The 16,742-nt window shown below is 65.3% G+C and carries 14 protein-coding genes; 7 read left to right on the plus strand and 7 right to left on the minus strand.

The window, feature by feature from the left end; all coding sequences use genetic code 11:
• Positions 1–143: 143 nt before the first annotated feature.
• Together G5C33_RS18905 and G5C33_RS18910 are read left to right on the plus strand one after the other, a co-directional pair.
• On the plus strand, positions 144–524 hold the full coding sequence (locus G5C33_RS18905; protein WP_165328952.1) for a GtrA family protein: 381 nt from the start codon (positions 144–146) through the stop codon (positions 522–524).
• 18 nt (positions 525–542) lie between these two features.
• Positions 543–1,274, plus strand: a complete 732-nt coding sequence (locus tag G5C33_RS18910; RefSeq protein WP_165328569.1) for a class I SAM-dependent methyltransferase — start codon at positions 543–545, stop codon at positions 1,272–1,274.
• An 87-nt stretch (positions 1,275–1,361) separates the two neighbouring features.
• Here the strand turns inward: G5C33_RS18910 and G5C33_RS18915 are convergent, their stop codons facing one another.
• From G5C33_RS18915 to G5C33_RS18930, 4 genes are read right to left on the minus strand one after another with little or no spacing between them, the layout of a single operon-like run.
• On the minus strand, positions 1,362–2,414 hold the full coding sequence (locus G5C33_RS18915) for a glycosyltransferase family 2 protein (RefSeq protein ID WP_165328570.1): 1,053 nt from the start codon (positions 2,412–2,414) through the stop codon (positions 1,362–1,364).
• Positions 2,415–2,461: 47 nt separating this feature from the next.
• Positions 2,462–2,776, minus strand: coding sequence for a transcriptional regulator (locus tag G5C33_RS18920; RefSeq protein WP_165328571.1), 315 nt, complete (start codon positions 2,774–2,776; stop codon positions 2,462–2,464).
• A complete protein-coding gene (locus G5C33_RS18925; RefSeq protein ID WP_165328572.1) occupies positions 2,773–3,318 on the minus strand; it encodes a hypothetical protein in 546 nt (181 codons plus the stop codon). Before G5C33_RS18925 ends, G5C33_RS18920 begins: the two co-directional genes overlap by 4 nt.
• 11 nt (positions 3,319–3,329) lie before the next feature.
• A complete protein-coding gene (locus G5C33_RS18930) occupies positions 3,330–4,280 on the minus strand; it encodes an acyl-CoA thioester hydrolase/BAAT C-terminal domain-containing protein (protein ID WP_165328573.1) in 951 nt (316 codons plus the stop codon).
• A gap of 169 nt (positions 4,281–4,449) precedes the next feature.
• Between G5C33_RS18930 and G5C33_RS18935 the strand changes: the two genes are divergently transcribed.
• Both G5C33_RS18935 and G5C33_RS18940 read left to right on the plus strand, forming a co-directional pair.
• A complete protein-coding gene (locus G5C33_RS18935; protein WP_165328574.1) occupies positions 4,450–6,678 on the plus strand; it encodes a TonB-dependent hemoglobin/transferrin/lactoferrin family receptor in 2,229 nt (742 codons plus the stop codon).
• A 12-nt stretch (positions 6,679–6,690) separates the two neighbouring features.
• Complete coding sequence (locus G5C33_RS18940) at positions 6,691–7,683, plus strand: DUF6607 family protein (protein ID WP_165328575.1); 993 nt, start codon at positions 6,691–6,693, stop codon at positions 7,681–7,683.
• Between the two features lie 238 nt (positions 7,684–7,921).
• Here the strand turns inward: G5C33_RS18940 and pepN are convergent, their stop codons facing one another.
• Entirely contained in the window at positions 7,922–10,516 is a 2,595-nt protein-coding gene (gene pepN, locus G5C33_RS18945) for an aminopeptidase N (protein WP_165328576.1), read from the minus strand.
• Positions 10,517–10,647: 131 nt separating this feature from the next.
• Here pepN and G5C33_RS18950 point away from each other — a divergent pair, with 131 nt between their 5' ends.
• From G5C33_RS18950 to G5C33_RS18960, 3 genes are all read left to right on the plus strand, one after another.
• Positions 10,648–12,324, plus strand: coding sequence for a M28 family metallopeptidase (locus G5C33_RS18950; RefSeq protein ID WP_165328577.1), 1,677 nt, complete (start codon positions 10,648–10,650; stop codon positions 12,322–12,324).
• 66 nt (positions 12,325–12,390) lie between these two features.
• Positions 12,391–14,031 (plus strand): M20/M25/M40 family metallo-hydrolase, encoded by a 1,641-nt coding sequence (locus G5C33_RS18955; RefSeq protein WP_165328578.1) that lies wholly within the window; start codon positions 12,391–12,393, stop codon positions 14,029–14,031.
• A gap of 12 nt (positions 14,032–14,043) precedes the next feature.
• Positions 14,044–14,889, plus strand: a complete 846-nt coding sequence (locus G5C33_RS18960) for a Rossmann-fold NAD(P)-binding domain-containing protein (protein ID WP_165328579.1) — start codon at positions 14,044–14,046, stop codon at positions 14,887–14,889.
• Here G5C33_RS18960 and G5C33_RS18965 read toward each other — a convergent pair.
• Together G5C33_RS18965 and G5C33_RS18970 are read right to left on the minus strand one after the other, a co-directional pair.
• Positions 14,799–15,716: a DMT family transporter gene (locus G5C33_RS18965; RefSeq protein ID WP_165328580.1), complete on the minus strand. Its 918-nt coding sequence runs from the start codon at positions 15,714–15,716 to the stop codon at positions 14,799–14,801. The two genes, G5C33_RS18960 and G5C33_RS18965, sit on opposite strands and share 91 nt — an antisense overlap.
• Positions 15,713–16,717: a threonine aldolase family protein gene (locus G5C33_RS18970; protein WP_165328581.1), complete on the minus strand. Its 1,005-nt coding sequence runs from the start codon at positions 16,715–16,717 to the stop codon at positions 15,713–15,715. The genes G5C33_RS18965 and G5C33_RS18970 overlap by 4 nt, the downstream gene beginning before the upstream one ends.
• Positions 16,718–16,742 lie beyond the last annotated feature (25 nt).

Here is a 16,742-nt window from a genome sequence, read left to right on the forward strand (position 1 = left end):
CTCTACTGCGCCGAGCGGCGCGGGCAAATCCCCCTTGAAGCTATAGGGATACCATTGGATCAATGCCCGGCAATGGTTTCGTATCGACGGGTGTTCCGGTGACGGCATTGTTTCAGCGTATCGACGCGCTTCGGGAGAGCGGGGTGCTCGGCCAGCTGATCCGTTTCGGGATCGCCGGGGGCATTTCGACGCTTATCTATTCGGCGGTCTATCTGCCGCTTGCCTATTGGGTGTTCCCCGATCTGGCGGTGGCGGCAGTCCCCTTTGCCTTTGCCGTCGCGGTGACGGCGGGCTTCTTCCTTCACTCGCTGTGGAGCTTCAAGGGGCATGGCACGCGCGACAATAGCGGGAAGCAGCATGCCAAGTTCGTCGTGGTGCAGGGTGCCGGGCTGGTGCTCAACGCGGCTTTCACCTGGATAATGGCCGACTATCTGCACTGGCCGGACTGGACGCCGCTGCTGCCGATCGTCACGGTCACGCCGCTAGTCACCTTTTCGCTCAACCGGCAGTGGGTGTTCGGATAATGGGGATATTCGGCTGATATGGATCGCATCGTCTATGATCGCATGGCCGCGCACGACACCACCCATTGGTGGTATCGCGCCCGCCGCGACGTGCTCGCCGATTATCTGACGCGGTGGGGCGCGTTGCCGGAGGCGGCACGCATTCTCGAAATCGGCTGCGGCACCGGCCACAACCTGCCGATGCTCGCGCAATTCGGCGAGATCGACGCGATCGAAATCGACGAGGATGCGGGCAGATATGCCGCCGAGCGGCTGGGCAAGCCGATCGGCACCGCGCCGCTGCCCGAACTGACCGGCGTCGAACGCGGCGCCTATGACCTCGTCGCGGTGCTCGATGTGATCGAGCATGTCGAGAATGACGTCGCCGCGCTCAAGGCGATGGCCGCGTGCCTGAAACCCGGCGGGCGCATCCTGATCACCGTGCCCGCGCATCAATGGATGTGGAGCGCGCATGACGTGGTGAACCATCACCATCGCCGCTATTCGAAGACGACGCTGACGCAATCGCTGCGCGCGGCGGGGCTGGGGTGGAAAAAGCTCGGCTATTTCAATTCGCTGCTGTTTCCCGCCGCAGTCGCGCAGCGCGCCGTCGGCAAGTTGACGCGCAAGGAAGACAGCGACGATTCGCCGCCGCCCGCACCGCTCAACATGGCGTTCGAAACGATCTTCCGGCTCGAGCGGCATCTGGTGGGCCGCGTGCCGCTGCCGCCGGGGTTGTCGATCATCGCACTGGCTTCGCCCAAAGGCTGAACCATTTCAGCCGTTGGGGCTGAGCCTGTCGAAGCCCCGTACTTCTTTCGCCACGCTGCAATGAAGAAGAGCCGGGCTTCGACAGGCTCAGCCCGAACGGCTTTGCTCGGGATTGTCGTCTTCTTCGGGCAATGGCGGCATGTGCGGCGCGAACGTCACCGGCCCGGCGTCGTGCTGGCGATAGCCAAGCGAGGCGCGGCCCTGCACCGGCCCGGCAATGTCGGCGACGAGATAGAGCGGCCGTCGCTTCGCCTCGACATAGAGCCGGCCAAGATATTCGCCGATCATCCCGAGCACGAACATCTGCACCGCGCCGAGCACGACGACGACGAGCATCGTCGAGGTCCAGCCCGCCGCATTGCGCCCCATGATCCAGCCGCCGACGATGTAGAGGACGAGCAGCGCCGAGGCAGCCGTCAGCACCAGCCCGACATGGCTGGCGAAGCGCAGCGGCGCAGTGGAAAAGCCGGTCACCGCATCGAGCGCGAAACGGATCATCTTGCCAAGCGGATATTTGGTTTCGCCCGCATGCCGCTCCGCGCGATCATAGGCGAAGGGCACCTGCCGGAAACCGACCCATGCCACCATGCCGCGAATGAACCGCGCCTGTTCGGGCAGCGACAGGAACGCGTCGAGCGCGCGCCGCGTCATCAGGCGGAAGTCGCCGGTATCGAGCGGGATCGGCGTGTCGGTGATCTTGTCGAGCATGCGATAGAAAAAGGCGGCCGTGATCTTCTTGAAGATCGTCTCGCCTTCGCGCTTGCGGCGCACGGCATAGACGACGTCCGCCTGCTGTTCGGCCATCGTCCTGCGCATTTCGGCGAGCAGTTCGGGCGGGTCCTGCAGATCGGCGTCGATGATCAGGATTTCCTCGCCCGAGCACAGGTCGAGCCCGGCGGTGAGCGCAAGCTGATGCCCGTGATTGCGCGACAGGTTGATCGCGACCAGCCTCGGATCGGCCGCCGACAGGCGCTGCATCACGCTCCAGCTGTCGTCCTTCGACCCGTCGTTCACGAGCACGACTTCGAAATCTTCCCCCACTGCGTCGCGCGCGGCGGCGGAAACGCGCGCGTGCAGCGTTTCGAGGCAACCTTCCTCGTTATAGCAGGGGACGACGACGGAGAGCCGGGGGCGATTCATGGGCGCCGGCTTTAGCGCCGTCCGAAGCGGACGTCATCGGGAGATTTTCAGTCGCCCTCTCCAGCCGCCGTCCCGTCGAGGATCGACCGCAGGAAGAGGAGGTGCCGCGCATAGGCGGCGCGGCCCGCCGCGGTGATCGACACCCAGGTGCGCGTGCGCTTGCCGACCGGCTGTTTTTCAAGCGCGATATAGCCCGCTTTTTCGAGCGTGGTCAGATGCGCGCCGAGATTGCCGTCGGTGGCACCGGTAATGCGCTTGAGCCGCGCGAAATCGAGCGCCGCGCCCGCCGCCTCGGCGTCGAGCGCGGTCATGATCCGCAGCCGCGTCGACTGGTGGATCACTTCGTCGGGCGCGCCGCTCATGCGCGTGCCAGCCAGATGCCGCCGAGGATCAGCGCGCCGCCCCCACCCAGCCCGAGCCACAGCAGCAGCGTGGCGGGAAAGGCGAACCAGCCGAGGCAGATGACCAGCGTCAGCGCCAGGCCGAGCAAGGCGAAGCGCAGCCCCGTCCAGATGCCGAGCAGCACATAGGCGACAGCGACGAGCAGCGAGATCAGCACATTCTGCTGGGCATAGGATGCCGCAGCATCGGTCACCGTCATCACCAGGCCGAGAAAGCCGAGCGCGGCGAAGATGCTGAACGGGATGCGCAAGTCGGCCGGCTCGGGGCGCTCGCTTCGCGCGAAATACGGCCGCGCGACCGACCAGAGCACGCCGACCGGAATGCCGATCATCCAGGAAAGATTGCCGTCCTTGATGAAATAGGTGGCGAGATTGCACAGCAGCCAGATCACGCCCCAGACGATCACGGTACTTCCGGCATGGGCATAGCCGCGCAGCGCCCCCGAGCGGCGGCGCGCGCGGTCGACTTCGTGGAGGGCGTTGGCCGCTTCGCTGCGTTCCATGATTTCCTCCCTCAATCCTGCGGGGCGGCGCCGAGCGCCTCGCGATAAAATGCCACGACCTGCGGCCACATATCGGCGCGCGCGGCGGCATTGCCTTCGGGCGTGCCGCCCATCCGGCTATAGGCGCTGTCATCGCCATTGCCACCGGCGACGAAGATTCCGATATGCCCGGCGTCGGGATAGGCGATATGGCGGCGCGTCGGCGCAAAGCCCTTGGCGTCGAGCCGCGCCATCACCTGCTCGGCCATTTCGGTCGACGGCCATAGCGCGTCGTCCTGCGCGGAGATCAACAGCACCGGGCCATTGATCCGCTCGACCGGGATGATGGCCTCGGGATGATCGTCGCGAAAGGCGAGGCTGCGCGCGTAGAGGTCATGAATGCCTGTGAACGCTTCGCTGAAGTCATAGGGCAGATAGGAAACCGGCTCGCCGTCCGCGGTGAAGCTGGATTTGATATCCATATAGTCGTCGCGGTTGATCCCCGGCCAGACCACCGAACTCGGCACCGCGGCGACGACGGCATGCAGACGCGGGTCGCGCGAAGCGATCAGCAGCGCCGCCTCACCGCCCTTCGAAGCGCCGAACACCCCGATATGCGCATCGTCGGTACGCGGGCGATCGGCGATCCAGCCGATGGCGGTCTCGAAATATTCGAGCGGAATTTCCTGAAGCTGCTCGGGCAACCCCTCGGCGCCGAACCAGGCGAGCGCGAGCACGCCATAGCCTTCCTGCGCCAGCCGCTCGGCGATTCCGGTCGCGCTATCGAGCCCGCCTTCCGATCCGCCCAACACCAGGATCACCGGCGCTGGGCCGGAACCGGCGGGTGCGAACCAGCGGCCGACCAACCCGTCTTCGCGCACCGCCACGCCCTGCGTCGCCGGCGCGGTGCCTGTCGCCGGCTGCGCGGACGCCGCGAGCGGCGCGAGCATCAGCGCGGCGGCGGTCAATTGCTTCAACTGCATCTCGAACCTCCGTTACTCTGTGGTGCAGAGCACGTACTCTGTAATACAGAGTATTTCAAGGGAGGTACGAAATCCGCGGCATAGTGCCATTGACGCGACGGCCCCGCTTACGCATAGAAGTATTAGTGCGACTCACTTGCATTAGCAAAATAACCCAGAGAGGGAGACCATGTTCAAACGACCGACGGCTATCGCCATCGGCTGCAGCCTGATCGCGCTGACCGCTGCGATGCCGTCCCAGGCGCAGACGCAATCGCAGGAGCGGGCGGAAGCGCGGCAGGACAGCGCGGCATCATCGCCCGCGCAGCCGCCGATCACCGTCATCGCCACCCGGATGGCGATCGCCGCCGACGAAGCACCCGCCACCGTCACGGTCATCGACGCGCGCCAGATGGCCGACGAGCTCGTCACCGATATTCGCGACCTCGTCCGCTTCGAACCGGGCATCACCGTGCCGCGTCAGCCGGCACGCTTCGGCGCCGCGCTCGGCACCACCGGCCGCGCGGGCAATGAAGGCTTTACCGTGCGCGGCATCGGCGGCAATCGCGTGCTGATCCAGGTCGACGGCGTGCGCGTGCCGGACGGCTTCACGTTCGGTGCGCAAAGCGCGGGCCGCGGCGATTATGTCGATCTGGGGCTGATCAAGTCGGTCGAATTCCTGCGCGGCCCGGCATCGGCGCTGTACGGCAGCGACGGCCTTTCGGGCGTGGTGAGCTTCACCACCAGCGATCCCGAAGACCTGATCGATCCGGGCAATGATTTCGGCGGGCTGGTCCGCGCGGGCTATCATTCGGCCGATCAGGAATTTTCCGAAACCGCGATCCTGGCCGGACGAACCGGCGACTGGTCGGCGATGCTCGCCTATACCCGCCGCGATTTCCAGGAGATGGAAAATCAGGGCGATGTCGGCGGCACCGGATCGAGCCGCACCGAACCCAATCCGCAGGACGGCAACAGCAACGCCCTGCTCGGCCGCATCGTCTACAGCCACGGCAGTCACCGGCTGCGGCTGACCGGCGAATATATCGACACCTATCTCTACACCGATGTCCTCTCCGGGCTGGGCGACAACGGCATGGGCGCGAGCGTCGACAATCTGGTCGGGCGCGACACCGGCGAGCGCAAGCGAGTCGCCTTCGACTGGAGCTGGCAGGGCTCGGGCACCATCGACCACGCACGGCTGAGCGCCTATTGGCAGGATTCGGAAGACCGCCAGTTCACGGTCGAGGACCGCACCCCCTCTGCCGATCGCGAGCGGCTCAACACTTTCGAAAATCGCGTCTGGGGGCTTTCGGGCGAAACCGGCGCTGCGTTCGACACGGGCCCGCTGTCGCATCGCCTGCTGCTTGGCGGGGACATCAGCTTCACCCGTCAGGAGGGGCTTCGTGACGGCACGGTGCCGCCCTTCGGCGAGACCTTTCCCACGCGCGCCTTTCCCGCGACCGATTATATGCTGGCGGGCATCTATCTCGCCGACGAGATCGAAGTCGGACCGGTGACCTTCTATCCCGCGCTGCGCGCCGACTGGTACGACCTCGACCCCACCGACGATCCGCTGTTGCCCAGCTTCGCCGGCGCCGCACAGCACGGATCGCGCGTCTCGCCCAAGATCGGCGCGGTGCTCCGCCTCGGCGAAGGCGTGCGGCTGTTCGGCAATTACGCCCAGGGATTCAAGGCGCCCGAGCCGGGACAGGTCAATCAGTTCTTCGGCAATCTCGCCTATGGCTATATTTCGGAGCCCAACCCCGATCTGGGGCCGGAAACCAGCGAAAGCTATGAAGCGGGCATCCGTCTGACCGGCGACAATTTCCGTGTCGAAGCGACGGCATTCCACGCCGATTACGATGATTTCATCTCGCAGGAAGTCGTCGGCGGCAGCTTCACGCCGAGCGACCCGGCCATCTATCAGTTCATCAATCTCGACCGCGCCGAAGTCGAAGGCGTCGAAGGCAAGTTCGAGGCATGGACCGACAGCGGCTTCAACGGTCGCATGGCGATCGCCTATGCCAAGGGCGACGTGATCGATCCGTCGGGCGCGCGCACACCACTGTCCTCGGTCGATCCGCTGACGCTGGTGCTGGGCGGCGGCTATCGCGATCCGGCAGGCCGGTTCGGCGGGCAGGTCGTGATGACGCACGGCGCACGCAAGGAAGCCGATGCCACCACGGGTCTGTGCAGCGGCGACTGTTTCCGGCCCGACGCCTATACGATCCTCGATATCACTGCCTTTGCGCGGCTGGGGCATGGCTTCACCCTGCGCGGCGGTCTATTCAACGTCACCGACGAGACCTACGCGACGTGGAACGATGTTCGCGGGCTTGCGGCCAGTTCGAGCGTGACGGACGCCTATACGCGGCCCGGCCGCAATGGCAGCGTATCACTGAGCTATCGATTCTGAGGGGATGAAGAGATGATCAAGTTTCGCAACATGCGTACGGCGGCGGCCCTGGTATCGCTCGCGGCGCTCGCACCGATCCCGGCGTTTGCCCAGCCCGCGCCGCCGGCGCAGCAGAGCCTGGCCGAAGCGATGGATTTCGAAGCGGCGCGCGCGGCGATCCTGAGCATGGCGGGCAACTACAAGGTCCGTTTCGACATGCAGGAAGCGACCGCATGGACCGATGATTACACGCCGATCGAGGAAGAGGTTTCGGGCGGACATGAAGTCGTCCGCGTGATCGAAGATCGCGGCGATTTCATCGCGCTCCAGCATCTGCTCGTGGTCGAGCATGACGGCAAGACCATGATCATCAAGCATTGGCGGCAGGACTGGCAGTATGAGCCTGAGCGCATCCTCGCCTATACCCACGCCGACACCTGGGCCTATCGCGCCGTTCCCGAAGGCGAGCGCGTCGGCGCCTGGTCGCAGACCGTGTGGCAGGTCGACGACAGCCCGCGCTATGCCGGATGGGGCAAGTGGCACACGGTGGCGGGCGTGCCGACCTGGGTTTCGAACCCGACATGGCGCCCGCTCGCCCGCCGCGACGCGGTGCGCGGGCCGGTCTATACCAGCTACTATGCCACCAACCGCCACCAGCTGACGCCGACCGGCTGGATCCACTGGCAGGACAATTTGAAGATGACCGATGTCGGCCCCGATGCCGAGCCGATCGTCCAGGAATATGTCCTCAACACCTATGCCGAATATGACGATTACGACGTCGCAGCAGCCGATGCCTATTGGGAAGCGACCAAGGGCTATTGGGCGGAAATCCGCGCCGAATGGGACCGCATCGCCGAAGCCAAGGGCGGCATCCGCATCATGGAAGTCGCCGAGACCGGCAGCGCGACGAGCATTCGGCTGCTGGAGATTGCCGATGCGCTGCAGGATGGCGAAGTGAGCGAAGACGAAGCAGTGACGCAGGCCAAGGCGCTGATGGATCAGGCTACGGCTGCGCTGGAGTGATGCGGCTGGCGGAGTAAGAAGAAGAACGGCGCTTCGACAAGCTCAGCGCGAACGGTTTCTTTCGTGGTAGCACATCCGCCCAAAGAAACCCGTTTGCCCTGAGCCTGTCGAAGCCTGTCCTGAGCGCCTGCCTTGGCAGGCAGTCGAAGGGGGCTGTTCTTTCTTATACGCAACGTCTTGTTACTCTCCACCAGACGTTCCGCGGGCGCCTCCCCGAGCAAGCTCGGGGAGGAATGAGTCAGTCGAGGCTCTTCGACGCCTGTTCGAACATGTCCTTGCTCAGCCCCGGCGTGTCGACGATCCGCTGCAGTTCGGCACGCATCTTTTCGGCGCGGAGCGAATCGAATCGACGCCAGCGGCCGAGTGGCGGAATCAGCTTCGCCGCAGTCTGCGGGTTGATCTTGTCGAGCGCGATCAGCTGGTCGGCGAGGAAGCGATAGCCGCGGCCCGACGCGTGGTGGAACGCCCGCTGGTTGACGCTGAACGCGCCGATCAGCGAGCGCACCCGATTGGGATTGCCCAGCGTGAAATCGCGGTGCCGCGCCAGGTCCTCAACCGTTTCGGGCGTATCGTCGCGCGCCGAAAGCGCCTGAGTCTGGAACCATTTGTCGAGCACCAGCGGATTATCCGAATAACGCTGATAGAAGATATCGAGCGCCGCGACGCGCTTGTCCGACGTGCCGCCCGCGAGCGTCGTCAGCGCGCCCTGCCGGTCGGTCATGTTGTCGGCCTTCTCGAATTGGAGGAAGGCGAGGCTCGCGGCATCGGGAGCGCCCGACGCCGCGATATAGCTCAGCGCCACCGATTTGAGCCGCCGCGCGCCCTTCGCCGCAGGCGACAATTCGAAGCGATTGGCGCGCGCGGCTTCATATGCGAGGCGCCATTCATGCTCGAGCTCGCGACCGAGATCGCGGCGGAGCGCTTCGCGGGCACGGAAGATCGCGTCGGGATCGACCACCGCCAGCTGATCGCCGACGAAGCTTTCGGACGGGAGCAGCACCGCTTCGGCCGTGAAGGCACTGTCGAGCCGATCATCGGCGAGCGTGTTGCGCACCGCTTCGATCACCGCGCCATGATCGCCCTTGCCGCTGCGGACCGCGCCGACGATCGTGTCGAGCATCAGCTGCTGCATCGCCTCGTAGCGGGCGAAGGGATCGTCGTCATGCGCCGAAAGGAAGGCAAGATCGGCCGCATCGCGGTCGCTCTCGACGATCACCGGCGCGGAGAAACCGCGATTGATCGACAGGACGGGCCGTTCGGCAATGTCCTCGAAGACGATTTCCTCGCTCGGGTCCGAAAGCAGCACCAGCCGCTCGGAGGTCAGCGGCTTGCCTGTCTTCTCGCCGAACAGCTTGACCTTGAGCGGCAGCACCATCGGCTCCTTCGAGGGCTGGCCCGGCGTCGGCGGCACGCTCTGCGACAGGCTCAGCACCGCGCGGCCGCCATTTTGGGCGTGCTCGAGTCGCGCCTTGACGCGCGGCGTGCCCGCCTGGCTGTACCAGCGGCGGAATTGCGACAAGTCGATCCCGCTCGCTTCCTCCATGCACAACACGAAATCCTCGCAGGTCGCGGCAGTGCCGTCGAAGCGGCGGAAATAGAGATCGGTCGCCTTGCGGAAGTTCTCCGGCCCCAGGATCGTGCTCATCATCCGAATGAGCTCGGCGCCCTTGTTGTAGATTGTCGCGGTATAGAAATTCGAGATTTCCATATATTCGTCGGGGCGCACTGGGTGCGCGAGCGGCCCGGCATCCTCCTGAAACTGGCTGGCGCGCAGGCCGCGCACATCCTCGATCCGCTTGACCGCGGGCGAGCCCTGATCGGCCGAGAAGCTCTGGTCGCGGAAAACCGTGAAGCCTTCCTTGAGCGAGAGCTGGAACCAGTCGCGGCAAGTGACGCGATTGCCCGACCAGTTGTGGAAATATTCGTGCGCGACGACGGCGGCGATCGCGTCATAGTCCCAGTCGGTCGCGGTGTCGGGATCGGCGAGGATGTAGCGGCTGTTGAAGATGTTCAGCCCCTTGTTCTCCATCGCCCCGAAATTGAAGTCGCCGACCGCGACGATGTTGAACACGTCCAGGTCGTATTCGCGGCCATAGACTTTCTCGTCCCACGCCATCGACAGCTTGAGCGCATGGAGCGCGTGATCGGTCTTGGGCAGGTCGGGCGCACGCACCCAGATGCCGAGCTCGACGTCGCGCCCCGACATGGTGGTGAAGGTCGCCTTGTTGGCGACGAGATCGCCAGCGACGAGCGCGAAGAGATAGCTCGGCTTGGGGAACGGGTCATGCCATTCGGCCCAGTGCCGCCCGCCATCGAGATCGCCCGACCCGACCGGATCGCCGTTCGAAAGCAGGATCGGGAAACGCGCCTTTTCGGCAGTCAGCTTCACCTTGTATTTCGACAGCACATCGGGCCGGTCGGGGAAGAAAGTGATGCGGCGGAACCCCTCCGCCTCGCATTGCGTGCACAGCATTCCGCCCGAGGCATAGAGCCCTTCGAGCTGGGTGTTGCGCTCGGGCGCGATCCGCACTTCGGTTTCGACACTGTGTGCCTTGCCCGACAGCGGCACGACCAGCGTCTGCCCGTCCATGTGCCAGCCCTGCGCCTCGACGCCGTCGACGCGCACCGACACCGGCGAGAGACCGTCGCCGTCGAGCCGGAGCGGCGCGTCGTGATCGCCGTTTCGCTCCACCGTCAGCGTCGCGTGCACACGCGTTTCCGCGGGATCGAGATCGAAATCGAGCGCGATTTCGGGAACCATCCATTCGGGCGCGCGATACGCGTCGCGCCGGATTACCTTGGGCGCCTGGGCCGCCGTCTGTGCATCTACCATGACGGGCGAATATAGGGTGGAAGCCGCGCTCGCCAACGAAAACTGACGGCAATCTTCATACGCGCATCCCTTGCGCTGTTTTACGGGGATGCTACGCCTGACCAATCCGAATATTCGCACCGAGGAACTTCATGCTTCGATTCCCCCTGGCGCTCGCGCTGGCCGCGCTTGCATTTCCCGCTGCCGCGCAGGTCGCCCCCGATCAGACGGGCACGCCCGCGAAAAACGAAATCATCACCGCGCCGCTGCCCGAAGATCAGGCGGCAATGAAGGCGCATGTGATGTTCCTCGCCACTGACGCGATGCAGGGACGCGAGGCGGGCAGCCCCGAATATGACATCGCCGCCCATTACGTCGCGTCGCAATATTATGCGGCGGGGCTGCGCCCGGCGGGCGACAATGGCGGCTATCTCCAGCGCGTGCCGCTGACGACCTACAAGCTTGCCGATCGCGGCGCCTTCACACTGACCGGGCCCGATGGCGAGGAAAGCGCGCTCGTTTTCGGTGAGGACTATGTGCCCGGCGCGAACGCCGCGAGCGCGACCACCGACATTTCGGGCGAGCTCGTCTTCGTCGGCTTCGGCATCGATGCGCCGGGCGAAGGGCATGACGATTATGCCGGCGTCGACGTGACCGGAAAGATCGTCGTCTTCCTCAACGGCGTCCCCGACGACCTGCACAGCGAAATCCGCGCAACGCTGCGCCGGGCGAGCAGCAAGGCCGAAATGGCGGCGCGGCGCGGCGCCATCGGTGCGATCCTGATCGACAACCCCACCGGCGGGCGCAGCTATCCCTTCTCCGCGCTGGCCGCCAACTGGCAGCGCGCCGGCACCACATGGGTCGATGCGCAGGGCAACGGCCATTCGCCTTCCGCCGCGGCGCCGCTGCTCGCGACGATCAGCGCCGACAGCGCCGCCAAGCTGTTCGAGGGCGCCGAAACGGGCTGGGAAGACATCGCGGCGAAAGCGGACGATACATCAACCGCGTTCGAGGCATTTCCGCTGGAAACCAGCCTGCATGCCGTGATTCACACCGAACGCGAGGATTTCGTCAGCTACAATGTCGCCGGCATCCTTCCCGGCAGCGATCCCGACCTGGCGAGCGAAGTCGTGGTGCTCACCGCGCATCTCGACCATGTCGGCGTCGGCAATCCCGACGCCAGCGGCGACACCATCTATAACGGCGCCGAGGACAATGCCGTCGGCATCGCCTCGCTGATCGAGGAAGCCAAGCGCTTTCAGGAATCGGGCGAACCGCCGCGCCGATCGGTGCTGTTCCTTGCCGTAACGGCTGAGGAAAAGGGTCTGGTCGGTTCGGATTATTTCGCCAACAACCCGACTCTGCCCGGTCACACGCTGGTCGCCGACGTCAATCTGGACATGCCGATCCTGACCTATGCGTTCGAGGACATCATCGCCTTCGGCGCGGATCGTTCGACACTCGGTCCGATCGTGCGCAAGGCCGCGCAGGACGCCGGGGTCGGCTATTCGCCCGATCCGATGCCCGAACAGAGCCTGTTCGTGCGCTCGGACCATTATCGCTTCGTCCAGCAGGGCATTCCTTCGGTCTTCGTCTGGCCGGGCTTTGCCGGCAACGGCGAAGCGGGAACCAACGCCTTCTTCGCCGATCATTATCACAAACCGTCGGACGAAGTCGGCCAGTCGCCCGCGATCGACTGGGAAGCGGGCGTGCGCTTCATCAACGTCAACTACCAGATTGCCCGCGAAATCGCCGATGCCGACGAAACGCCGGTATGGAATGAAGGCGATTATTTCGGCACGCTGTATGAAGGCCCGATGGCCGACTGATCATCCGGGCGCGGCAGCATCCGCCGCCGCGCCCTTTCCATTTTTCACCACCGGGAGAGGATCCCAATGTTACGTTCCCTGATTGCCGCCACGCTGCTGGTGGCGCCGCTGGCCGCATCTGCGCAGGAGGCGCCCGATCTGACGCCCGCGCAGCAATTCCTGCACGATCGCGTCGCCTATCTCGCTTCCGACGAGCTGCGCGGACGCGAAGCCGGCACGCCCGATTTCGATCGCGCCGCCGATTATGTCGTGTCGCAGATGGAAAGCATTGGCCTGGAGCCGGGCGGCACCCAAGGCTGGTTCCAGCCGGTCCCGCTGATCACCTTCAGCCCCGGCGAGACCAGCGTCAGCTTCACTCGCGGCAACCGCAAGACCGAGCTGGAAAGCGGCGCCGAAGTGCTCGGCCTCGCCTCTGCGGTCGATGAGGAACGCTCGGTTTCCGGCAAGATGGTCTTCGTCGGCTTCGGCATCGACGACAGCGAAGCCGGGATTGACGATTATGAAGGCCTCGATGTCGAGGGCAAGGTGGTCGCGATGCTGTTCGGCGTGCCCAAGGACGCGCCGGAGGAAGTCGGACAGCGCTGGGGTGGCCTTGCCGACAAGGTGGAAACCGCGATGGCGCATGGCGCTTCGGCGGTGGTGATCATCGAATCGGGCCAGCTGCGCGCGCGCCTGCCCTTCTCGGTGGTTTCGCAATATATCAGCCGCGGACGCACCACGCTCGACCTCGGCGCGGAAGCCGCCGGTGCCGAGCCGCTCGCGATGCTGAGCCAGGAAGCCGCGACCAAGCTGTTCGCCGGGTCGGGCATCGAGTTCGCCGATGTGTTGGAAGCGGAGATGGCTGGCAAGCCGGTCCCGCATGGCGCGCTCGGCGTGACGCTCGCCGCGCATGTCACGACGACGATGAACCGCTTCACCAGCAAGAATGTGATCGGCAAGCTGAAAGGCAGCGACCCCGAACTGGCGGGCCAGTATCTGGTCGTGTCGGCGCATCTCGATCATGTCGGCGTCGGCAGCCCCAATGACGAGGGCGACACCATCTATAACGGCGCGATGGACAATGCGATCGGCGTCGCCACCGTGCTGTCGATGGCCAAGCGCTTCACCGAAGCCGGCGAAGCGCCGCGCCGCTCGATCCTGTTCGTCGCGCTGACGGCGGAGGAGAAGGGGCTGCTCGGTTCGCGCTACATGGCCGATCACTGGCCGGTGGGCGATGGCGAAATGCTGGTCGGCGACCTCAATTTCGACATGCCGATCCTCACCTTCCCGCTGACCCACATCGTTGCGCTCGGCGAGGAACACAGCTCGCTCGGCCCGGCCGTCCACATTGCCGCCGAAGAAGTGGGCATGGGCGTGATCCCCGATCCTTTCCCCGAAGAGAATTTCTTCGTCCGCTCGGATCACTACAGCTTCGTCACTGCGGGCATTCCGGCGATCTCGATCGATTCGGGCCCCTCGCCCGACGGCACCGGAACCGATGCGATCCAGCACTTCCTGAAGAACGACTATCACAAGCCGTCCGACGAGATCGGGCTGATCAACTGGGAATCGGCAGCGAAATTCGCGCTGCTTTCCTATACGTTCGTGCGGAACGTCGCGAATGCCGACGAACGCCCGGCGTGGAATCCCGGCAACGAATATGGCGTCCGTTATGACGGCTATGGCGCCGACCGCGAGCCGGAAGGCGAAGCGGAAACGGCGGAGTAAGCGAGTCCCGCGATGCGCCTGCTGATCTTCGGGCTGGGCTATAGTGCCGCGCGCATCGCGGCACGGCTCGCCCCGCATGGCTGGCGCATCGCGGCGACCACGCGCGACGGACGCGATGGCAGCATCGCCTTTTCCGATCGCGAACGCGTCGGCTTCGAACTCGCCGAAGCGACGCATATCCTGTCCTCGGTCCCGCCCGCCGACAACAGTGATCCGGTGCTCGAAACCTATGGCGATGCGATCGCCCGTTCGGGAGCGTGGATCGGCTATCTTTCCTCCACCGGCGTCTATGGCGATGCCGGCGGTGCCTGGGTGAGCGAGGATGCGCCGACCGGCACCGGCCGGCGTGTCGCGCGGGCGCAGGCCGATACCGACTGGCTGGCGCTGCCGAACGCGCATGTCTTCCGCCTGCCCGGCATCTACGGCCCCGGTCGCTCGGTGCTCGACCGGATCCGCGAGGGCAAGGCGACACGCATCGACGCAGGCGACCAGGTGTTCAGCCGCATCCATGTCGACGATCTGGTCGAAGGCGTGGTCGCCGGGATCGACGGGCCGCCGGGGGCCTATAACCTTTCCGACGACCTCCCCGCGCCGCAGGCCGATGTCATCGCCTATGGCTGCCGAATGCTGGGCGTGCCGGTGCCCGATCTCGTCCCGCTCGACGATGCCGCGATTTCGCCCGCCGCGCGCGCATTTTATTCTGAGAATCGCCGCGTCGCGAACGGCAAGGCGAAGCGGCTGCTCGGCTGGCGGCCGGCCTATCCCGATTACCGGTTCGGCCTGCGCGCCCTTAATGCCAGCACCAGCCCGGCGATGACCAGCACCGCCCCTGCCCCCGTCAGCGGCGACCAGCGATAGCCCTCGAACAGCGTCGAAAGCAGCATGGCGATCACCGGAATGAGGACGCTCGAATAGGCCGCCTTGGCCGGACCGATCACCTGGATCATCCGAAAATACAGCGAGAAGGCCACCGCCGAGGCGAAGATGCCGAGATAGGCGATGCCGAGGAAATAACCGAAGCGCCATTCAACGGTCGGCGGCCCCGCAACGGCATATGCGAAAACCGCGTCGACCAGCGCCCCCAGCAGCATAGCCCAGGCGATCAGCGTCGGCAGCGGATAGGATTTCGCCGTCGTTGTCGCCTGCAGCACATTGGCGACGGAGGCCGAGAGGATTCCCGCCAGCGTGAGCCCCACACCGATCAGCACCTCGCCGCTCGCAGCCGGGTCGCGGCGCGCCTCGTGGAGGAACAGCATTGCGACGCCGATCATCGCGACGCACGATCCGACCAGCAATTGCCGCCCGAGTTTCTGGCCAAGGAAGACGCGCGCGAACAGTGCGTTGGGGACGAGCAGCAGCGCGAACACCACCGCGACGAGCCCCGATGTCACATGCTGTTCGGCGCGATAGACGAAGTTGAAATTGAGCGCGAACTGCGGAATCCCGAACGCGGCGGCAAAGGCGATGCCGCGCGCGTCGAGCAGCAGCGAATTGCCGCGCACCGCCGCGACAACGAACATCGCGACCGCAGCGAGGAGGAAGCGATAGGCGACCGACCAGCTCGGCGGGACGACCGCGATCTGATCGACGATCACCAGCCAGGTCGATCCCCAGATCAGAGTGACGGCGAAGAAGGGGAGGAGGATCGCCAGCCGCGCCGATTGCGGCGGCGGGGCGTTGCTCATCCCAGCACCGCGATCGCGTCGGCGAGCGGCTTGATCTCCGCCTCGCTCTGATCCCAGCTGGTCACCAGCCGCGCTTCGCCTTCGGCCCAGTCGTAGAAATCGAAGCCCTGTTCGCGCAGGCCTGCGGCCTCTTCCTTCGAGAGGCGCAGAAAAACCTCGTTCGCCTCAACCGGATAGACCAGCCGATCGCCCGCGGCCGTTGCCAGCAACTGCGCCCCGGCATTGGCGGCGGCACCGTTGGCGAGCCACAGATCGTCGTCGAGCATCGCCAGCAGTTGCGCGGCGAGATAGCGGCCCTTGGACAGCAGCAGCCCGGCGCGCTTGCGGCGATAGAGGCTCGACGTCGCGAATTCGCTGCGGAAGCAGATCAGCGCCTCCGCGCTCATCCCGCCGTTCTTGACGAAGCCAAAGCTCAACATGTCGACCCCCGCGCGCCAGGTCAGATCGGCCGGCGTGCAGCCGAGCGTGGCAACAGCATTGGCGAAGCGCGCGCCGTCCATGTGCAGCCCCAATTCGTGCTTCCGGGCGAGCGCGCCGATCGCGGCGACTTCCTCGGGGGTATAGACGCAGCCATATTCGGTGGCGTTGGTGATCGAAATCGCATGCGGCTGCACCTGATGCACATCGTCGCGGATGGTACCGAGCAGCGCATCGATCGCATCGGGCGCGAGCTTTGCCTGCGGCCCGTCGACCAGCATCAGCTTGGCGCCGTGCGTATAGAATTCCGGCGCACCGCATTCATCGTTCTGGATATGCGAATCGCGGTGACAGATGACGCCGCCATAGGGCGGGCAGAGCGCGGCGAGCGCAAGCGCGTTGGCCGCTGTGCCGGTGGGTACCCAAAGCGCATGTACGCGCGTTTCGAACAGCTCGGAAAAGCGGGCATCGAGCGCCTTGCTCCATGCGTCGCCGTCATAGGCGGTGTCGAGCACATTGGCTTCCGTCAGGGCTTCGAGAACCTGCGGGCAGACCGGGGCGGCATTGTCGGAAAAGAAGCGCATGCCCGGCGCCTTGGCGTGATACGGG

Origin of the sequence: Sphingosinithalassobacter tenebrarum (assembly GCF_011057975.1) — a bacterium.
Taxonomy (GTDB): domain Bacteria; phylum Pseudomonadota; class Alphaproteobacteria; order Sphingomonadales; family Sphingomonadaceae; genus Sphingomonas; species Sphingomonas tenebrarum.